13 protein-coding genes are annotated in these 20,118 nt (G+C 56.1%); 8 read left to right on the top strand and 5 right to left on the bottom strand.

All coding sequences use genetic code 11. The features are described 5' to 3' along the window. Positions 1-287 precede the first annotated feature (287 nt). Genes carA through KO216_RS07360 form a run of 3 tightly spaced genes read left to right on the top strand, consistent with a single transcriptional unit; the run spans position 288 to position 5,633 of the window. Complete coding sequence (gene carA, locus KO216_RS07370; RefSeq protein ID WP_215523585.1) at positions 288-1,493, top strand: glutamine-hydrolyzing carbamoyl-phosphate synthase small subunit; 1,206 nt, start codon at positions 288-290, stop codon at positions 1,491-1,493. Further along, a complete protein-coding gene (gene carB, locus KO216_RS07365) occupies positions 1,477-4,758 on the top strand; it encodes a carbamoyl-phosphate synthase large subunit (RefSeq protein ID WP_215523584.1) in 3,282 nt (1,093 codons plus the stop codon). Before carA ends, carB begins: the two co-directional genes overlap by 17 nt. Positions 4,759-4,760: 2 nt before the next feature. Next, a complete protein-coding gene (locus tag KO216_RS07360; protein WP_251451982.1) occupies positions 4,761-5,633 on the top strand; it encodes a sulfite exporter TauE/SafE family protein in 873 nt (290 codons plus the stop codon). 102 nt (positions 5,634-5,735) lie between these two features. Here the strand turns inward: KO216_RS07360 and KO216_RS07355 are convergent, their stop codons facing one another. The 3 genes from KO216_RS07355 to KO216_RS07345 all read right to left on the bottom strand — a co-directional run bounded on the left by KO216_RS07355 (position 5,736) and on the right by KO216_RS07345 (position 11,602). Then, positions 5,736-6,449 carry a PspA/IM30 family protein gene (locus tag KO216_RS07355; protein WP_215523583.1) on the bottom strand — a complete coding sequence of 238 codons (714 nt, stop codon included), beginning with the start codon at positions 6,447-6,449 and terminating at the stop codon, positions 5,736-5,738. 61 nt (positions 6,450-6,510) lie between these two features. Further along, positions 6,511-8,493: a TPM domain-containing protein gene (locus tag KO216_RS07350; RefSeq protein ID WP_215523582.1), complete on the bottom strand. Its 1,983-nt coding sequence runs from the start codon at positions 8,491-8,493 to the stop codon at positions 6,511-6,513. A 130-nt stretch (positions 8,494-8,623) separates the two neighbouring features. After that, the gene (locus KO216_RS07345) at positions 8,624-11,602 is read right to left on the bottom strand and encodes a hypothetical protein (RefSeq protein ID WP_215523581.1); all 2,979 of its coding nucleotides are present in this window, start codon (positions 11,600-11,602) and stop codon (positions 8,624-8,626) included. Between the two features lie 130 nt (positions 11,603-11,732). Between KO216_RS07345 and KO216_RS07340 the strand changes: the two genes are divergently transcribed. The 3 genes from KO216_RS07340 to KO216_RS07330 all read left to right on the top strand — a co-directional run bounded on the left by KO216_RS07340 (position 11,733) and on the right by KO216_RS07330 (position 14,647). Next, positions 11,733-12,110 carry a cold-shock protein gene (locus KO216_RS07340; RefSeq protein ID WP_251451981.1) on the top strand — a complete coding sequence of 126 codons (378 nt, stop codon included), beginning with the start codon at positions 11,733-11,735 and terminating at the stop codon, positions 12,108-12,110. Positions 12,111-12,138: 28 nt separating this feature from the next. Then, positions 12,139-12,912 carry a DUF3027 domain-containing protein gene (locus tag KO216_RS07335; RefSeq protein ID WP_215523580.1) on the top strand — a complete coding sequence of 258 codons (774 nt, stop codon included), beginning with the start codon at positions 12,139-12,141 and terminating at the stop codon, positions 12,910-12,912. 289 nt (positions 12,913-13,201) lie between these two features. Next, positions 13,202-14,647: an NCS2 family permease gene (locus KO216_RS07330; RefSeq protein ID WP_215524101.1), complete on the top strand. Its 1,446-nt coding sequence runs from the start codon at positions 13,202-13,204 to the stop codon at positions 14,645-14,647. Positions 14,648-14,803: 156 nt separating this feature from the next. On the opposite strand, the gene serC is transcribed toward KO216_RS07330, so the two are convergent. Beyond that, positions 14,804-15,946: a phosphoserine transaminase gene (serC, locus tag KO216_RS07325; protein WP_215523579.1), complete on the bottom strand. Its 1,143-nt coding sequence runs from the start codon at positions 15,944-15,946 to the stop codon at positions 14,804-14,806. Positions 15,947-16,128: 182 nt separating this feature from the next. On the opposite strand from serC, the gene KO216_RS07320 reads away from it, so the two are divergent. Both KO216_RS07320 and KO216_RS07315 read left to right on the top strand, forming a co-directional pair. Then, a complete protein-coding gene (locus tag KO216_RS07320; protein WP_215523578.1) occupies positions 16,129-16,815 on the top strand; it encodes a metal-dependent transcriptional regulator in 687 nt (228 codons plus the stop codon). A gap of 269 nt (positions 16,816-17,084) precedes the next feature. Further along, entirely contained in the window at positions 17,085-17,798 is a 714-nt protein-coding gene (locus KO216_RS07315) for a C40 family peptidase (RefSeq protein WP_215523577.1), read from the top strand. Positions 17,799-18,827: 1,029 nt separating this feature from the next. On the opposite strand, the gene KO216_RS07310 is transcribed toward KO216_RS07315, so the two are convergent. Next, positions 18,828-19,898 carry a putative endonuclease domain-containing protein gene (locus tag KO216_RS07310; RefSeq protein WP_215523576.1) on the bottom strand — a complete coding sequence of 357 codons (1,071 nt, stop codon included), beginning with the start codon at positions 19,896-19,898 and terminating at the stop codon, positions 18,828-18,830. Positions 19,899-20,118: the final 220 nt, after the last annotated feature.

Genomic DNA, 20,118 nt, shown 5'->3' with positions numbered 1-20,118 from the left:
GGAATCGCCCTCCGGCGACGGAATCGCCCTCTGGCAACGGGATCACCCTCCGGCGAAAGAATCACCCTCCAGAAACAACTTCGCGTTAGCTAACAGCAGGCACGCTCTCACAGTAGGTACCTCTCCTATAGCTACTAGGCGGTGAACAAGAATCACGCCGGGGCGGGCGCTTACGCTATGATTAGGGGCAGTGAAACTCTTACCTATTTGCTCGCGCCCCCTCGGTGCGGGCAATTTTTTCTATATGCCCTTACCCCTGGGTGAGGCATAGATAAGGAGAAGTTCTTATGCAGCAGGCCTCCTCGGATCTGGCCTTAATCGTGCTGGAGGACGGGTTTATCGCGAAAGGCAAAGCCTGGGGCAAGCGGGGACGCGCCCTGGGGGAAGTGGTATTCGCGACCGGGATGACCGGGTACCAGGAAACTTTGACTGACCCGTCCTATCACCGCCAGATAGTTATCCAAACCGCTCCCCATATCGGAAATACCGGCGTAAATGAAGTGGATCCCGAATCGGGTCGGGTCTGGGTAGCCGGATATGTGGTCCGCGATGCCGCCCGGCGCGCCTCCAATTGGCGTGCTACCGGCGACCTGGAAGACCTGTTAAAAGCCCAAGAAATAGTAGGGATCTGCGAGGTAGACACCCGCGCCCTCACCCTGCATTTGCGGGAAGTCGGTGCTATGCGGGGCGGAATTTTTTCCGGCGAGGCGCTTCCGGCAGGTGCCGCCTATCTTGATGATGCCACCCGCGACCTCTTGGTTTCGGTAGTGCGAGACCAGCCGGTGATGGCAGGCGCCGCGCTGGCGGCGGATGTGAGCACTCCGGAAAAATACGTGGTAGAGCCCGCTGGCGAATATGAGGGTAAAGAGCCTTTAGCGGTGGTGGCTGCCCTAGATTTAGGAATCAAAGCGCGCACCCCCGAGCAGATGGCGCTGCGCGGGATTCAGGTGCATGTTTTCCCGCAGCAATCCAGCTTTGCAGACATCATGTCAGTGAACCCCGATGGGGTGTTCTTCTCTAACGGACCGGGTGACCCGGCCTCAGCAGACCACGAAGTAGCCCTGGCGAGGGCGGTGCTGGACGCGGGTATTCCTTTCTTTGGAATCTGTTTCGGCAACCAAATCCTAGGACGGGCTCTCGGGTACGGCACCTATAAACTTGCCTACGGTCACCGTGGGGTAAATCAGCCGGTGGTAGATCGCGAAAGCGGGAAAGTGCAGATCACTGCCCACAACCACGGGTTCGCGGTGGACGCTCCGGCGGAGCATCCTTCGGTGGCTCCTTTCGATGGAGGACGCTACGGGCGGGTAGAAGTCTCTCACCTGGCGCTAAACGATGGGGTAGTGGAAGGCTTGCGCGCCCTCGACCTGCCAGCTTTCAGCGTGCAGTACCATCCCGAGGCGGCGGCCGGTCCTCACGATGCCCAATATCTATTCGATAAGTTCCTAAGAATCATGCAGGAAACGAAGGAAAAAAATGCCACGCAGAACTGATCTTAAATCTGTCCTAGTTATTGGTTCCGGGCCGATCCAAATCGGTCAGGCCTGCGAATTCGACTATTCCGGGAGCCAGGCCTGCCGCGTGCTTAAAGCGGAAGGGCTGCGAGTTATTTTGGTTAACTCTAACCCGGCGACCATTATGACCGATGCCCAGATGGCGGATGCCACCTATATTGAGCCGATAACCCCGCAGGTAGTGGCCTCGATTATAGCCAAGGAACGCCCGGACGCCCTGCTGCCGACTTTGGGTGGGCAAACCGCGCTCAACACCGCGATTGCCCTTAGCCAAGATGGCACTTTGGAAAAATACCAGGTGGAGCTAATCGGGGCGAGCGCCCAGGCGATTAACGCCGGCGAAGATCGCGAAGAATTCAAGCAGGTAGTACACCGTTGCGGCGCCGAAGTGGCACGATCTTTCATTGCTCACAACCTGGCTGACTGCAGAAAAGCCGCTGAACAGTTGGGATATCCGCTGGTGGTGCGCCCGTCTTTCACTATGGGCGGTATGGGGTCCGGTATTGCCTATAACGAACAGGATCTGATTCGGATCGCTGGGGGAGGCATGGCCGATTCCATCACCTCCGAAGTGCTGCTGGAAGAGTCGATTCTGGGGTGGAAAGAATACGAACTGGAGCTGATGCGCGATAAGGCCGATAACGTGGTCGTGGTTTGCTCTATCGAAAATGTTGACCCGGTAGGGGTACATACCGGCGATTCCATTACGGTGGCGCCGGCGCTCACCCTAACTGACCGGGAGCTGCAGAATCTGCGCGATATTGGGATTAACGTAATCCGGGAAGTAGGGGTGGATACCGGCGGCTGTAATATCCAGTTCGCGGTTCACCCCGATACTGGTCGGGTAGTAGTCATTGAGATGAACCCCCGGGTGTCTCGTTCCTCCGCGCTGGCTTCGAAAGCTACCGGTTTCCCGATTGCGAAGTTGGCCGCAAAACTGGCTCTGGGCTACACCCTAGACGAGATTCCCAACGATATTACCGGTTCGACTCCGGCCTCTTTCGAGCCCACTTTGGACTATGTGGTCGTCAAAGTGCCGCGTTTTGCTTTCGAAAAGTTCCCGGCGGCTGACCCCACGCTGACCACCGCCATGAAGTCAGTGGGCGAGGCGATGGCGCTGGGACGTAACTTTACCGAAGCCCTGCAAAAAGCCCTGATTTCCCTGGATAAAGCGGGCACTTACTTCCGCTGGGACACCCCGCTTGCTTCTTCGAAAGCGGAGCTATTAGAGCAGGTCAAGACCCCTACAGAAAAACGCCTAATCCAGGTGATGGATGCGATTAGGGCGGGGGCGAGCCTGGAAGAACTCTACGAGGCCACCAAGATTGACCGCTGGTTCCTAGATCAACTGTTCTTGCTGAACGAGGTGGCAGTGAAGATTCGGGAAGCGGAAGCACTGAACCCGGATCTGCTGGTAGAAGCCAAACGTCACGGTTTCTCGGATCTGCAGATTGGGCAGATTCGCTCCGTATCCGATGAGGTAGTGCGGGAAGTGCGCAAAGCCTTCGGGATTCGCCCGGTCTATAAAACGGTCGATACCTGCGCCGGGGAATTCCCCGCCCAAACTCCCTACTACTATTCCACCTATGACCTGACCAGCGAAGTTAAACCGCGCCAGCGTCCGGCGGTGATTATTCTGGGATCCGGGCCGAACCGGATCGGGCAGGGGATCGAGTTCGATTACTCCTGTGTGCACGCCACTCAGGAACTGCAAACCGACTATGACACCGTAATGGTCAACTGCAACCCGGAAACGGTGTCCACCGACTACGACATTTCGTCACGGCTCTATTTCGAGCCGCTCACCTTTGAGCACGTAATGGAAGTTTACGAGGCCGAATGTGCGGCTGGCCCGGTAGCGGGGATGATTGTGCAGCTAGGTGGGCAAACCCCGCTTTCTTTAGCTGCGCGTTTGAAAGCTGCCGGGGTGCCGATTGTGGGTACTCCGCCGAGCGCGATTGACGCCGCCGAAGACCGCGAACTTTTTGGCCGGGTTCTTGACGAGGCAGGGCTGCCCTCTCCGGCGCATGGAACTGCTACCACCCCGGAGCAAGCTTTTGAGCAGGCAGAAAAAGTCGGTTATCCGGTTTTGGTGCGTCCTTCTTTCGTGTTGGGAGGACGCGGAATGGAGATCCTCTATTCCGCCGAAGAACTCGACTCCTACCTGCATCGCTATAACCTATCTGATCCCACAGTGATGACCGGGCCGCTGCTGATTGACCGTTTCCTTGATGACGCCATCGAGATTGATGTGGACGCCCTCTATGATGGCCAGGAGCTGTTCCTGGGCGGGGTAATGGAACATATCGAGGAGGCCGGGATTCATTCTGGCGATTCTTCTTGCGTGCTGCCCCCCATCACTCTCTCGGACGCGATTATTTCCCATATCCGCACTTCCACCGAGAAAATCGCGGCCGGAGTAGGGGTGCGCGGCCTCATCAATATTCAATATGCCCTGGTTAGCGGGGTGTTATATGTGATTGAGGCTAATCCGCGGGCTTCGCGCACCGTTCCCTTTGTAGCGAAAGCTACCGGAGTGCCCTTAGCGAGGGCAGCTGCCTTAGTGATGATGGGTTCTTCGATTGCGGAGCTAAAAGAGCGCGGCTATCTGCCGGCAGATGATTCTGATTTCGCTACGCCCGGACGGCCGATTGCGGTTAAAGAGGCGGTGCTGCCATTTAAACGTTTCCGGGACAAGAATGGTCGAATCGTGGACACGGTTCTCGGGCCCGAGATGCGTTCTACCGGGGAAGTCATGGGTTACGACCGGGATTTCCCCACTGCCTTTGCCAAGAGCCAAACCGCGGCCTATGGGAATCTACCCACCGCCGGCACCGTGTTCGTGTCGGTCTCTGACCAGGATAAACGTTCCTTAGCCTTGCCGGTATCCCGGTTATTTGACTTGGGATTCTCCATCATGGCGACCGCGGGAACCGCCGCTTTGCTGCGCCGCTACGGGATTCCGGTTACCGAAGTGCGTAAAGCCAGCCAAGGGCCGGGTCCTGATGGGGAACAAACGGTGGTGGATATGATTCGCGCCGGGCTAATCGACATGGTGATTAACACCCCCGGCACTTCCGGGGCGCGGGTAGACGGCTACGAAATCCGCACCGCCACCACTGCCGCCGACAAACCGATTATCACCACCATTTCCCAGTTCCAAGCAGCGGTACAGGCGATTGAAGCTACCCGCGACCGCACCTACGGAGTGTGCTCGCTGCAGGAATACGACAAAGCTAAATAGCCATGTTTTTAATGCTTGCCGCCGCCATCGGGCTAGCGATTGGCCTGGTAGTAGGGGCGCTGGGTGCGGGCGGGGGAATGTTATTCATTCCGGTGCTGGTTTATTTGCTGCACTTTTCCCCCCACGAGGCGGCGGCTGCCTCCCTGATTATCGTGGGGCTTACCGCCCTAGTTTCCCTGGTTCCGCATGCGCGTTCGGGCAATGTGCAGTGGAGGAAAGGGCTGCTATTTGGGGTTTTTAGCGCCGCAGGGTCGGTTGCCGGCAGCAAGGTAAACGCCCTCACCCCCGGAAACTATCTGATGTTGCTATTTGCGCTGCTAGCGGCAGCGGTAGCGATCGCTATGGCTCGACGAGGATTAACGGCCAGGCGTCAGTATCACGATAAGATTCGCAAAATTTTGCAGGAGGACGCCGCGGAGGTTTTCGCACAAAACGCTAGCACTGGCGCTGACGCGAGTCCCGAAGCTTCTGCGCAGGTAGCGGCGGATAAAGTGCAACCTCAAAGTCCCCTATTTAAATGGGTACTGGCAGCGCTGGTTACTGGTTTCTTGACTGGATTTTTTGGGGTGGGGGGCGGCTTTGCGGTAGTGCCTGCACTGGTGATTTTGCTGCACCTTAATATGCGGCAAGCAGCGGCCACTTCGCTGTTTATAATGGTGATTTCCTGTGTATCTTCGCTGCTGGCGCGGATAGGGACGCCCCTAAATATCGACCTGGTAGTAGTTACGGTATTTGCGCTCACCTCCATGGTGGGAGGCGCGCTCGGCCCCATTCTTACTCGCCAGGTGCGCGAATACCGTTTGACCTTAGGGTTTGCGTGCTTACTGGCAGGGGTGGCGATCGTTACCGGCGCGGCGCAGATTCCATCCTGGTAGTGCTCCGGAATATCAGATCCTATTAACGTAAAAAACATTGCTGGCGCCAGAAAAAATTCTGACGCCAGCAACAGGTATTAAAGCTGTCTGTCTTAGTGAGACTTACTTGTTTTTCAAAGCCGCTAGTCGGGCTTCAATCTCTGCCGAGGAACCGGATTTTTCCAGCTCCGCGAACTGATTCTCTAGTGATTCAGAAGCCAGCTCCGCGCGTCCGGCTGCCAGGGCTTCCTGCTTGCGGATTTTCTCCTCGAAACGGTTAAGTTCACTGGTGGGATCCGCGAGGTTAAACTTTTGGGCGGTTTCTTGTACCTGGTTTTGGGCTTCGGCGGTCTTTTGCCGGGCCACCAGCTGGTCGCGCTTAACTTTAAGATCCTCTAGTTTGGTCTTCATCCCGGCCAGGCCTTGCTTAAGCTGCTCCGCCATATCCTTTTGGGAAACCAAGAGCGGTTCTTGCGCCTTGACCTGCTCCTCAAAATCAATCTGTTTACCCAGAGCCAAGCGAGCTAGATTATCGAGACGATCTGCCTCGCCAGCATCCCCGCTAGCGCGCGCTTCTTCCGCCTTCTTTGACGCTAGAGCGGCTTTTTCGCCCCACTGGGAGGCGGCAGCACGATCATCTTCTAAATCTTTTTCTGCCAGCCGTACGTTCCCTACGGTCTGGGCAACTGCGCTTTCAGCTTCATGAATCGAGTTGGTATAGTCCCGAATCATCTGGTCAAGCATCTTTCCCGGATCTTCTGCCCGGTCTAGGAGTGCATTGATATTAGCTTTCGCCATATTGGTAATTCGTCCCAGAATCGTTTGCTTTTCTGCCATTGGTCCTCCTAGTTATTGAGTATCTTTTCTAATTTTACCGGAAAACTGGGCGCTTCGCCGGTTAAAACTTTCCTCCGAAGCCGCCGCCTCCGCCGCCAAAGCCCCCGCCGAAACCGCCACTGCTACTTCCGCCGCCGAAGCCACCTCCGAAACTGCCGCTATTGCCGCCCCAGCTGCTGCCTCCCGGTCCGCGACCGCCATTCAGGATTCCACCCAGAATCATTCCGGTTAGAAAGTCGCTACCACCACCTCCCGGCCGGCTGCCCCAGTCATCGCGGCGCTCCCGGTAGTCCGCCTGCGCGCTGTCCCGGGCTTGATCGGCAGCTTCTCCCGCCAACTCCGCCAGCTTTATCCCGGTATCTCCTCTGGCCTCCTGTGCCTGCTGGTAAAGGGATTTGGCGCGCGCAAGATACTGGCGTGCATCCAAACCTACCGCTCCCCGGTGGCTAGAAACGTAGCTATTTGCACTGGCAATCCGTCTCTGTGCACTATCCAAAGCTGTCTGCAATCTCGCCGCTGCCTTCTGTTTTTGCTCACTGTCTTGCCGGTAGGGCGCCAGCGCCTGATCCAAATCTGCTTCCGCTTGGGCAATCGCGGACAGCGCCGCCAGGGGGTCACCTTGCCCATCTCGGGCTTTCATACAGTTATCAATCTCGGCTTGCGCTTTGCTACAAAGCGTTTGAAAAATCGACTTATCCTGCAATTCCAGCCGTTTCACATCGTCGAGATCAGCAGAAATAGAGGTTACTGCCGCCAGCAGTGACTGTTGCAAGTTCGCCAACTGTCCCTCGGCCTCAGAAACTTCTTTTATCAAGGCCCGTGCCTGGGCAATCGCTCGCTCCGCGGTTTGCACCTGCACTTTTAGGGCGGGAGAGCTGGACTCGCTTAGCAGCGGTTGCAAAGTTTCCCGCGCGGCTCCCAAAAGGTTTCTGATCTGCTCGGGGGCGTCATCTAAAGAAGTTAATACCGCCTGGGGGTGGTTCTTATGCAGCGCCGCGATGATGGCAGGAAGCTGCTCTGCCTGGGTTTCTAACTCTGCAATCAGCGTTAACTGGTTCTTAATCCGCGCCGGCAAAGAATCTAAAGATTCGCGTAAACTCGCTAATTTCTCTGCCTGCTGCTTCAACAGTTCGAGGCAGTGTCTAGCCTCAGCAGATGCAGCTTGCGCCTGTTGGGATTTTTCGATACCCGCCAGGGAATCTAAACTCGCCAACTTTTCCATAGCGCTATCTCGCGCCTGGGTAGCCTGCGCTAGCACTTGGGCGTATTCCTCGGTTTGTGCCGCCCCTAGCTGCATCTTCGCAAACTCTAGTTCTTCTTTCGCACCTCGAATGGCATCGTCAGCGGCCAATACATCTGACCCTGCCTGCTCTACAATCTGCTTATCCGAGGCAGCCTGCCTGGTTTTTATTTGAGTGCGGGTCTTTTTTTGTTTTCGGACGAAGGCAATAATCCCGACTCCGATTCCCACTACCGCCAGGACTTGGACTATCAGCCAAAACCAGCTGCCCGTGCTCGCGGATTCCCCTACGCCGGAATCTCCCGCGCTTCCGGCATCGCTAAGATCGGAGGAGGAAGCGGCGCTGGATGCAAAGACTTTAACTGCCTGCTCCCATTGTTCCTGGGAAAGTAGGGGCTCTATTCCTTGAACAATCCTTTCTTGCCTGCTGGCGCTGAAACTGACATCGTCACTGGGGCAAATATAGTAGGCGCGTTCCTTGACCGCGATTGCTAGCAGCACGCTGCGGCTGTTTCCCGCGCCCTGATTTCGACTCTTGACGCACCATTCCTGCGCGCTTAGGGGCGCAAAATTGTCGGTGAGGGCGGCATAGAGCTGGTAGCCCCCGCCGGAGGCATCGTTTAAGGCACGAGCTGTTTCCTGCGAATCGTCAAGATATCCACTCGGGTCGGATAGATGGTTGTCAAAACTTTCCGCAGGCGCATCGCCTAGAGCCGGGCTCGCTGGTGCTACCGTGAAAAACATCCCCAGCAGCGCCGCGAAAAATGATGCCAATAACCGTTTGCGGAATCGAGCTAAGCACATACCTCTAATCCTATCGGCTTCAGGAGGCGCTGGCTCCCCGAGGCGCAGAAATCTGGCTGTCAGGGGAGGCTTTCGCGGCTTCGCGTGGCTAGCTCCGTTTCACCCTACTACTAGTGCGGTTTAGCCCTGATTAGCTCCGCTTTGCCACATCATTTTCTGCCAGACGCAAGGCCTGCTCAGTCTGCTGTTTCGCGCGTTGCAAGAGGCGCAAGGCTTCTTGAGTGTCGTGATTCCCCGGCCGATCAAGGCGAGTCAAAGTGCGATTTGCCAGGTCAAGCATGGTGCGGGCAGCTACTCCTACCTTAGCGGTGTGCACTCCGATATAGTCATCGACTGCCGCCATCAAAATAGCGACCTGCTCGCTAAGCGGCTCCACTTTTTCTTCGAAGGTCAAAGCCTGAGTAACTTTTTCTGCCGCCTGGAGAGCGGCTTCCTCGGCGCGCGCCTGCCGCGCGATTTTACGCCCCTGCAACAAAAGGTTCTCGGTGCGGACCGTGGCTTTGAGTACCTCGTTTTCCTGCCCCGCGCGATCCATGGTCTTGGCTTCTTCCAGCAGGTTCTGTGCTCGCGCCAGCAGTTTATGCGCCCCCATCACGTCCTCGCCGATGCGAGTAGCGTTTTGGGGGTCATCATTCTGGATGCGCTCCACAATCAACCGGCATCTGACCAGGTCTTCCCGGCATTCAATAATCTGCCGCTCGAAGCTGCGGGTGATATCCGGCAGCGGGGTTTGCTGATGATACAGATTCGTAAAGTGGGTGATCTGATCGCGCAGCTCCCGCAAAGGTGCCGGCAAATTACCGGCCACAATCTGCTGATCAATAGGCCGTGACTGCAGCTGGGCAGTAGCAAATTCCGCAAAGGCGGCGCGGACGGCATCTTGGGCGCGTACTAGCGCCAATGCGAAGGGCTGGGTGATGCTCTTTCCAAAGCGTTCCTGTGCCAGCGCCAGCTTGCTGGAACCCTTGCGAGCCCAGGAATCGGCCTGCCGCAGCACTTTCGTAAAGTCCGGTTGCGCGCCGGGTTCTGCCGGGCGCTCGCTTGCCTGTGGCGGAGTCTGCGGGGTTACCGGCGGAGTTACCGGCGGAGCTGCCTGTGGCGGAGTCTGCGGGGTTACCGGCGGTTCCACGCGCGGCGTTTCTTGGGGAACGACCTGCGGAATCGTCTGCGGGGCAGTGGTCGGCTCCGGGCCGGAGGGCGCGGCGGCCTGTGCCTGCCTGGGAGCCTGCGAACTTTCGCCTCCCGGAACCGGAGCTGTCATCTGCGGAGATACCTGTGGAATTTCCTGCGGCGCTACCGGAGATACAACCTGGGAAGCCACCTGCGTGGGCAGTTGTGGCTGCGGCGCGGGCTGGGAAGGCACCTGCGCGGGAGGCGTTACCGGAACAGCCGCTTGCTGCTGGGGGCTGGGGGTTGTCGGCAGGGGGCTCAAACCCGGCTGATAGCTAGCGGGTCGCTCTGGAGTGGGCGCGGCTTGCTTATGCGCCTGTTCCTGGCGGAAACGGTTAATTGCCTGGGCGCGGGCTTTCGCGCGGGCAATCTCGTCGCGACGTTCTTGACCATAGTCTTTAATCTGCGCGGCGGAAGTAACCTGAGTGTCATCGTCATTGGCTTCCGGTGGCAAATAGGTGGTCGCTCCCGGACGTAGGACGGAACTGTGCGCTTGCGGCGCGGACATCTGCGGGGATTGCACGGTTGGCGCCGCCGTGGGCACTGCCGGGGTGGCGGTAGCAGCCAGCGGAGATGAGGCCGGCGCTTGTGGTAACGGCGACGAACCGGGCGTTACTGTTTGTGGGGCGCTCGCTACGGGCTGCGGCTGCGGTGGTTGCGTAGCCGGGGGTTGCTGTACCTGCGGTTGTTCTTGTGGCGCCTGCGGCTGGAACTGTTGTGGTTGCTGCGCAACTGGTGCCTGCCCCTGTAGAGCCGGCGCTTGTGGCGCCTCCTGCGGTACCTCCCGCACCTGTGGCGCCTGCGGAGATTGCACAGGGGCGTGACCACTGCCGGTAGTTCCGGCAGGTGATTGAGAAGCAGCTTTCGTCCGTGCTAAAGCGATTTGATCTAGCTCCGCAAGTGAAGGAACTTTGCCAAATTGCGGTTTAAAAGCAGCAGCGGTGCTTGCCGGCTGGGGAGAAACCGCCGCAGGCGCACTAGGCGCACTAACCTCAGGCAAATGGGGCGTGGCCGCCGCGGTAACGGGAGCCGCAGCAGGTGAAGTAGCAGCGGTAACTGCCTCCTCCTGGGCAGCTGCCGGGGTCGAGGATGCTTCTGGCAGAGGTGAATCGCTGGCGGAGGCTTTCGCCTTTTTCTTGCCTCCAAACTTGAATCCAAACTTTCGTTTGCGCGGTTGCTCATCCTCCTCGCTACTTTCTGCTTCGGTAGCAGCAGGAACCGAGGGTGCCGGGGCAGTCTGCTCCTCGGTAGCTGGTGTAGCTGTCACCGGCGTTACCACCGGGCTGGCCGCTGCCTCGGAAGCCAAAACATCCGCTTTGTCTCTTTCCTCGGCGTGATCCTTAGCTTTACGGCGCGCCTTAAGCATCCGGGAAATCACTATGATCACCACAATTAGGGCGATCAGGAAAGCAATCATCGCCCAGGGGGCAACCGCCAGTCCCGACCCCATTTCCGGTGCTTTCGCTGAAAGCGCATCCAGGTAAGCTAAAACTGCCTCGGGATATTTTTGCTGATTGAGCAGGGGCACCATTTTATCGGAGGCTATCGCAGACAATTCTTCTTGGGAGAGTTTCGCGGCATTATCTGCAGAAGCCAAATACATGGTCTGATTAGGGTTATCAGCCACTATCGAGAGCATATAGGAGCCCTGAGGAGCCCCCGACTTTTGTAGCGCCATCAAGTTCCAGTTGCTGACGGTGTCATTGGAATACTCCGATGGGAACGCCACATAAACATGCAGTCCCGAGCGATCTAAAGACGCCAGACGTTCCTTGACTTTCTCGGCCTGTTTGCCCATTTTATTTCCTGGATCATAAAGGTGATCGGAAATTTTAGGCGGATCCTCGGCGTAAGCAACGTTTCCAGTAACTACGAAACTGGCGAAAAGCGCAGCTAGAAGAACTATTACCAGTAAACCGGCTTTCTTTAAGACTCTCACGTAAGTTTCTCCCTAACTAATGAGGCTAGCCCGGAGCAGATTAAATCCCCACTTTGCATTATCATATGCAAAGAAGTGGGTTATATGTTGCTTCATGTAACCTAGATTTAGAAAAAGTAGGGAGATTTCAGTGCCAAGCGGAAAAGTTAAGTGGTTTGATGCCGACAAAGGGTTCGGGTTTATCACCGCAGAGGACGGCTCGCAGGTGTTCTTACACGCCAGCGTATTGCCTGCTGACACTAAACCTCCTGCACCGGGAACTCGGGTAGAGTTTTCCGTTGCCGACTCGCGACGCGGTCCCCAAGCCCTATCGGTGAAGATCTTGCAGCGCGCGCCCTCAGTAGCAAAAAATTTGCGGCGTAAACCCAAGGCCATGGTGCCGGTAGTCGAAGACCTGATTAAGTTATTGGACGCCTCCTCCGGGCATTTGCGGCATGGACGCTACCCGGAAAATGGTGCGAAGATCGCGCAGCTGCTGCGGGCAGTTGCCGATGATTTCGATGCCTAGTAGTGGCGGTGAATTAAGAAAGACGCACATGAGTGAAACTACCCGGCGTAAAACCGGAAAAGCGGATAGTGTACTAGCCAGCGCGGTCGATATTGCTCGCGAAGGGCTTGCGCCTATTGCGAAACCGGAAGAGATTGGCGAACATTTGAGCGCCACTAACGAGGGTGAACGCCTGGTCACCCACTGTTTTGAATGTTTAAAGCCGGGTTACCGCGGCTGGCGTTGGGTGGCGGTTTTAGCGCGGGTGCCACGGGGACGCAAAGCCACCGTCTGTGAAGTCGATTTACTTCCGGGAGAGGACGCGTTGTTGGCGCGTCCCTGGGTGCCTTGGGCAGAGCGGCTGCGTCCTCAAGACATAAAACGCGAGGACGTGCTACCTTACGTTCCCGATGACGAGCGCCTCGATCAGTCCTATGCGGACACCAATCCCGAAGATCTTGATCGGCGCACCCTAGAGGAACTGGGACTGGGGCGCCCCCGGGTACTGTCGGCTTGCGGTCGTGCCCAGGCCGCTAAACGCTGGTATAACTCCGAACAAGGTCCTGGGCGGCGGGGAATGACCCGCAAGAAGCTTCCAGAAAATACCTGTTCAACCTGTGGCTTCTTACTGAAGGTAGCAGGCAGTATGCGCACCATGTTCGGGGTGTGCACCAATGAATGGTCAGTGGACGATGGCCGGGTGGTTTCTATGGATCACACCTGTGGCTCGCATTCGGAAACTGACGTCAAAGTGGATACCTCCCCTTGGCAGCCCACGCCCGCGCGCCTGGATGAACTCGACGTAGAACAGGTGGATATCTAGGGGAGTAGTGGCTCTGGCTAGGGGCTCGGCTTGAGGCTGGAGGACTGTGTTTGCGTCCTAGCTATTGCCCGCTAGCGGTTAGGACTAGCAGCTCTGACCAGGAGGCTAAGGAATTTTCGAACAGGTCTAGGGAATCTCGCTAGGGCTGCTTTGGTTGCGGCGTAGGCAATCTGGATGAAATTTGCAACTAAGTCGCAGATAGCGGTCAAGATTGGAAAAACCCTGGGAATCTTCCGATAATGAGCTTGTAAGTAACTTCTATGCCCTGGTGGCGGATTGGACAGTTATCTTGTCTTCTCAAGATACGGCGACAAAGTCGAATAGTTTCCTAGATCGTTTCTTTAAAATTTCTGAAAGGGGCTCCACCGTTGGGCGGGAAGTCCGCGGTGGCCTGGTCACTTTCTTCGCGATGGCCTATATTTTGGTGGTTAACGCCGCGATTTTGGGGAACGCCGCCCCCAAAGGTATTAGCCAATCTTCTATCGCTGCCGGCACTGCCCTGGTGGCCTGCGTGATGACCCTGCTTATGGGGCTAGTGGCGAACTTCCCGTTGGCTTTGGCCTCCGGTATGGGACTAAACGCCGTGGTGGCTTTTACTTTGGCGAACCCCGAGGCTTTGGGGCTCAGCTACCAGGAAGCGATGGGGCTGATCTTTTGGGAGGGCGTGGCCATCACCATCCTGGTGCTGACCGGCTTTAGGGAGGCCGTGTTTAAAGCGGTTCCTGCCCAACTAAAAACCGCTATCAGCGTGGGTATTGGTCTGTTTATTGCGTTCGTAGGTCTGATAAATGCCGGGATTATTCGTCCTGGAGGCACTCCGGTACAGCTGGGTGTGAACGGCTCCCTGGTGGGATGGCCAGCGCTAGTGTTCTGTGTCGGTCTAGCCGTGATTGTGGTGCTTTATATCCGCAAAGTGCAAGGCGCGATTCTCATCGGGATTGTGGGCGCTACGGTTTTGGCTTTCATCGTGCAGGCTTTTGCCCATTTGGGTTCGCGCGCAGCCGATGAAAAGGCGGTATCTGCCTGGGCTTCTAACGTGCCGCAGCTTAAAGGTTCCCCGGTTTCCCTGCCCGATTTTTCCACTATCGGTGCAGTTGATTTCTTCGGCGCTTTCACCAACCCCCACACCACCGCGGTAGGGGTAGTGCTGCTGATCTTCTCGCTGATGCTCGCAGACTTCTTTGACACTATGGGAACTATGGTGGCGGTAGGCGCAGGCGCGCACCTGCTCGACGAGAACGGCAATCCGCCTAAGACTCGCGAAATTCTGCTGATTGACTCGCTTTCGGCAATGGCCGGTGGCCTGGGCGGCGTTTCCTCTAACACTTCTTTCGTGGAATCGACCTCCGGGGTTGGCGAGGGCGCGCGCACTGGTTTGGCTTCGGTAGTTACCGGCCTGCTGTTCGGGGTTTCCATGTTTATCGCCCCGGTAGTGGATCTGGTTCCCGCCGAGGCGGCCTCCACCGCCCTGGTGTTCGTAGGCTTCCTCATGATGGTGAATGTTCGCGATATCGAGTGGACGCGCGCCGACGTGGCTATTCCCGCCTTCATGACCATCATGATGATGCCGTTCGCCTACTCGATTACCGTCGGTATCGGGTTCGGTTTCATCACCTATGTGATCGTCAAGATCGCTTCCGGACGGATTTCGCGGATCCACCCCCTGATGTGGATAGTTTCGATCCTGTTCGTAATCTACTTCTGCCTCGGGCCGATCCAATCCCTGCTGTCGTAAAGGGTCTGGAATTTAAATAGTCCGTGGGAGTGGCCAGGCTGCTCCCACGGACTATTTGTTTTATAAGAGTGTTTTAGTGTTGCCTAGCGGGCGCCGGTAGGGTGCTTTAGTGCTGCCTAGCGCGCAGGTAGCTGCACCCGCTTCTAAAGAAGGCCGCTACAGGCGGTCGATTACGTAGTCTAGGCAGGCAGTTAACGCCTGGGTATCGGCCACTTCCACATTGGGGAAGCACGCCACCCGGATCTGGTTGCGTCCCAAAGCCCGGTAAGGATCGATATCTACGATCCCATTAGCGCGCAGCTGCGCAATCACCTGGTTGGCATCAATATCGTGGAAATCAATCGTCACCACCACCGGGGACTGCTCTTCCGGGGCAGACACATAGGGGGAGGCGTCCGGGTGGGAACGCGCCCACTCATATAGCACCGCCGAGGACGCCCGGGTGCGTTTTTCCATCGCCTCCAGGCCGCCCTCCGCCAGCATCCACCGCACCTGGTCTTCCCATAAAATCAGGGTGGCAATCGCCGGGGTATTTAAAGTCTGGTTTTTAACCGAGTTTTTCAGCGCCACCGAAAAATCCAGTACCGGAGGAATCCAACGTCCTGCACCCGGGTTTGCTTTGATGTCTTTCGCCCGTTCCTGAGCGGCAGGGGAGGCCAGCGCCACCCACAGCCCGCCCTCGGCGGCGAAACATTTTTGCCCCGAGAAGTAATAAACGTCGGTCTGTGAAATATCGACCTGCACCCCGCCTGCGACCGAAGTGGCGTCTACCAGGTTTAATCCTCCCTCAATGCGCTTTACCGGGCTGAGGGCGCCAGTAGAAGTCTCATGTGCGGGATAGCAATAGGCGTCGATTCCCTCTTGCCCGCCCCGCAAAAGCGCGATTTCGCTTTCGGTTTCCCGGCCCTGCGCCCTCGCCGATACGCCCCCGAGCTCTATTGCCGGGTCTTTAAGGTGCGGAGCCCCGCTGACGGTTTCCGCAAACTTAGCGCCAAAGGAGCCGAAAACGGCGTGCGCGGAACTTTCCCTAATTAAAGAGGACGCCGCCGCCGCCCAAAAAGTGGTGGCGCCGCCGTTTCCCAGCACTACCTCGTATCCGTCCGGGAGGGCAAATAATTCTTTTAACCCTTCGCGCAGCGAACCCACCAGGTCTTTAACTGGGGCTTGCCGGTGCGAGGTGCCGGGCAGGTCGCTGGCGGCAACTTTCGCAAGGGCAGTTTTTCTTATTGAGCTAGGTCCGGATCCGAATTTCCTATTTTTGGGCAATAAATTTTCGGGAATGCTGACAAAGTTTTCCATAAAGCAAACCTTACTCTAGGTGCGCAAACCTCCGCGAATCTAGTCCAAAACGCCCTTGGTAATCGCGTTTGCGTCTAAACTTTGCGTTAAGCGCCATATCCTGGGTTAGCCGGGCAATGTGAGGCTGGGCGAGAATAATGGCGGGCGCAGGTTCCGCGACTGACACGGCACAAGGGGCATTGATGAGCGATCTGATTGATACCACCGAGATGTATCTGAAAACTGTCTACGAGATGCTCGAGGATGGGGTGCCGCCGCTGCGGGCACGGATTGTGGAGCGCCTGGATCATTCCGGCCCCACCGTTTCTCAAACTGTGGCGCGCATGGAGCGCGATGATTTGCTCTTTGTGGCTGATAATCGCCGGATTGAGTTTACTGACCAGGGCGTTGCCCTCGCGCGGGAAGTGGTGCGCAAACATCGCCTGGCCGAGAGGTTACTGCTGGATTTGATCGGTTTGGATTGGGTAATGGTGCACGATGAGGCCTGCCGCTGGGAGCACGTGATGTCTTCCGCGGTAGAGATGCGCCTGCTCGATATGCTGCATCATCCTTCTACTGACCCTTATGGCAACCCGATTCCTGATGCTGATAGCGATTTGGTGGGGCCGGGAACCTCTGCAGCGCAGATTGTGGAGCAGTATGGCGGTATTGTGGCCACCAAAGTGGTGCGGATTGGCGAGCCTCTGCAGGCGGAGCCCCGAATGCTGGCTTTCTTTGATGAGGCCGGTATTTTGCCTGGTCACGAGGTGAATCTGCAGCCTCAGAACGATCAGGTGTCGGTTATCGGGGTTGACACAGGAAAAACTGTGTTACTTTACACTTCTTTAGGGCAGCACCTGTTTGTCGAAGGGGTCTCCCAGGGGGATTAGACCTGTCTAAGTTTTGTTTTGAGCTGGGATAATAGCGAATTATTAGGGCTGATTTTCTAGTTATTGAGGGTGCGCATTTTTGTGGGTCTGGCCACTTGGTTTCCGAGGTCTTGAGAAAGATTAAAAAACTTTCGTAACCAAAACGTGACATTTCGTTATCGAAGCATTATATTTGGATACGACCAATCGGTCAGGACGGTTTCCTGGGTAGCTCCCAAGAAGCTTTCTTGATCGGCCAGAGAACTTTCACTGTCAGGAGAACCCTTATCGTGACTCAGAAGCTGAAAGCGCGTCACCGCGCTCCGAGCCGTCCCTCCACTCCGGTTTCCCAGTTTGCCCAGTCTGTATTTTCTTCCGAAAATGGCAAGCGCCTATCTGCGCTGGCCGGCTCGGGGGTTGCGCTAACCGTAGTAGCGGCAGCAGCCGTTCCCGCTAGCGCCGACGCCACCGCCGCCAAGCGCATCGCCACCTCGGTTAACTCCGCGCAGCTGGCGAAAGGCACTGTTGAAAAGCTGACTGTTAATGAGCCTGTTACCTCTGAGTCAGATAAAGTCGCCCAGGCTGCCACCTCTGTTCAGGTAAATACTCCTGCTCCGGCAGCTCAGCCCGCCTCCTCACAATCCTCTTCCTTCGCGGGGCGCGATTTAGGTCCTGCCGATGGCACCGTGGTGGGGATTGCTATGCAGTATCAGGGCGTTCCTTATGTATGGGGCGGTTCCACTCCCAGCGGCTTCGACTGCTCCGGATTTGTTAAATACGTGTATGGGCAAGTTGGAAAGTCGCTTCCTCGCACCGATTCGGCTATTGCTGCTGCGGGAACCAAGTTGCCGCTTAGCCAAGCTCAGCCTGGTGACGTTCTGTGGCATCCCGGTCACGTGGCTATTTATATTGGCGGAGGGAAACTGATTCACGCCCCCAAACCTGGTGACGTTGTAAAGGTAGCCCCGATTTACTCTTCGGGTTTCCAGGTAATCCGTTTCTAATTATTAACGGCAGCTGCGGTTACTCGAGGTTCTGGCTGTACTAGGTATTACGTTCTCTAACCACAGCCTTATGTGAACCAAAAATTAATATCGAAGCGAAAACTTAAAATCATGCGACCCGAGGCTAGTTTCTCGGGTCGCGTTTTTTCACCTTCAACTTCCCTCGGGTCGCGTTTTTTCACCCTTAACTTCCCTCGGGTCGCAACCTTTTTCTCTTCCTAGTTTCGCTTTTCCTCACTTTTTCTCGCTTAGTGTCACGTACTCCCGCTTACTCCCACCGGGTTGCGTTTTGGCCTGCTTTTCCTCGCGTTGGAGGGAGTTTCTGTTTCCGGAGGGCGTTTTACCTGTCGGTATCTGACTACAACTTCTGTGCCCGGAGGGTAATTACGCTCCTGGAGGGTGTTCTTGTGTGTGGAGGGTGCTAATGTCGGATATATTTCCTGTTTGCGTGTATTGCCCCAACATTTTCACCCTCCAGCGTCGAACTCGCCCTCCAGCTATTGATGATCCCCTCTAAAGTCCCTCTCCTCTCTATAAAACCCCTCTCCATTCCTCGCGCTGGAGGGTGCTTCTGTCTCGGGAGGGTGTTTTTACCGCTGATCTCTGAGTCCAACTTTTGCGCCGGGAGGGTATTTACGTCTCGGGAGGGTGTTTTTGTGCGTGGAGGGCGCTAGTGTCGTGCGTATTTCCTGCTTGCGTGTATTGTCCCAGCATTTCCACCCTCCAAGCGTTTAATTGGGTCAGATATCTAACCTCCAAGCGCTTAGATAGGGCAGATATCTAACTATCAGTAGGGAGTGTGCCCGCTTGGCTTTTATAGAGGAGGACGTTTCCGCCCTCCACAGGTCGAAATATGTGTATGACCTGCGGGCGAAAGGAATGCAACAAAAGATGCAAAGAGTAAGGAGTAGCTAGAAATAAGGGGACGCTATTGATCCGTTTAGCGAATGAAGTAAATAGTCCCCGCGAGGACGCAAACCTATAAAAGAGCTGTTCAGCAAGTTAATGTAGTCAAGTTGACCTAATCCGCTACATATTAAAAGCGGGTTTTTTCAAACGGTATAAGGCCAGAAGTGGCACACCGTTCCAGCAGGTACCTAACCTTTCGCGCAGGAATTTTGCAAACCCCAGGGTGTCCGCCACGTCCTCGTAGGTAAATCGGTAAATGCGCCATCCGAGTTTTTGGAGCTGACTTTGGCGCTGTTTCTCACCCTGAATGGATTCGAAAGCTTTTTGAGGATCGGTGCTTTGATACTTCTGCATTCCGTCGATTTCAAACGCCTCGCGAATCTTCGGGAGCGCAGCATCTAGAAAATAGCTCTGAGCGGTGGAAATCTTAACTTGGAACTGTGGAATTAGCCGTTTTACCTGCGCTAACTGTGATGCGGCATGAAATAAAGATTCCGCATAGCTTTCAAATCGGGGATCCATATTTGCAAGGATTCGCCGAGCCTGGGGCGCTCCGAGCCGCTTCCGATAGTTGTTTGCTAGGTTCGTCATCTTAGCGCGCAGCTTTGGAATTCGATCCGCGAAAGCCTCGCGACTACGACGATCAAGGCGGTTCCACTGCGGAATAAGCTTTCTAGCTGCGGAGTCAGCGACTGCTTGCGCACTACCGGCGGGCAACCAGGCGGCGCATTGCAGTGTAGTCGTGGGAAGATCGGTGACGCGCATTTTGTGACCGATAAATTTAGCGGAATTTTTCGGGACGGTGATTTTGTGGAAGATCAGGGGAGTTGGCGGCATTTTTGTGCGGATAGGGCAACCTTTGGAAGTATCTAAATCTACCCAAGCGGGCAGCAATTTCTTTTCAAAATGCCTAGTCGAGGTATGTAAAGCGGTGTCCCCCCGCAGCGATTTTAGGCACAGGCCATGCAGCAGAGCAGCGGTCACTCCAATAAACACTGGGGGAGTGTTACATCGCGCCGCGTGGGAAGCGATTTGCCCTAGCTTTACGTGTCGTATCCTTTGCCATTTATCTGCCGATTTCAGCGGCCTAATAACATGTCCGCGCCCGACTTTAATCAGGGTGCCATTCGCCAGAGATTGCATCAGAACTCGCCGGGAAAAAGCCTGAGTGCTGATTAGTTCCGGAAACATAGCTATAGCTTCGCAACGGTTGTTTATAAAGTCCTTATCCCGATAATCCGGCGAGGATATTTTGCGCTTATTGCTAGTTGGGGACGGGAAATACTGTGGCGTGGTGTAGATGCCGCGGCTGGGTTTAGATGTTGCGGGAGGGCGATCTTGTCTCGGGAGGGTGGAACGGTCGCATCGGGGGAGAAAATGCTGGTGGAATGTGGCGGAATCGCCCTCCAGC

It is taken from the genome of Varibaculum prostatecancerukia (assembly GCF_943169825.2).
Lineage (GTDB): Bacteria > Actinomycetota > Actinomycetes > Actinomycetales > Actinomycetaceae > Varibaculum > Varibaculum prostatecancerukia.
The sequence above is the reverse complement of the archived record's forward strand: the minus strand, read 5'-3'. Positions and strand labels throughout refer to the sequence as shown.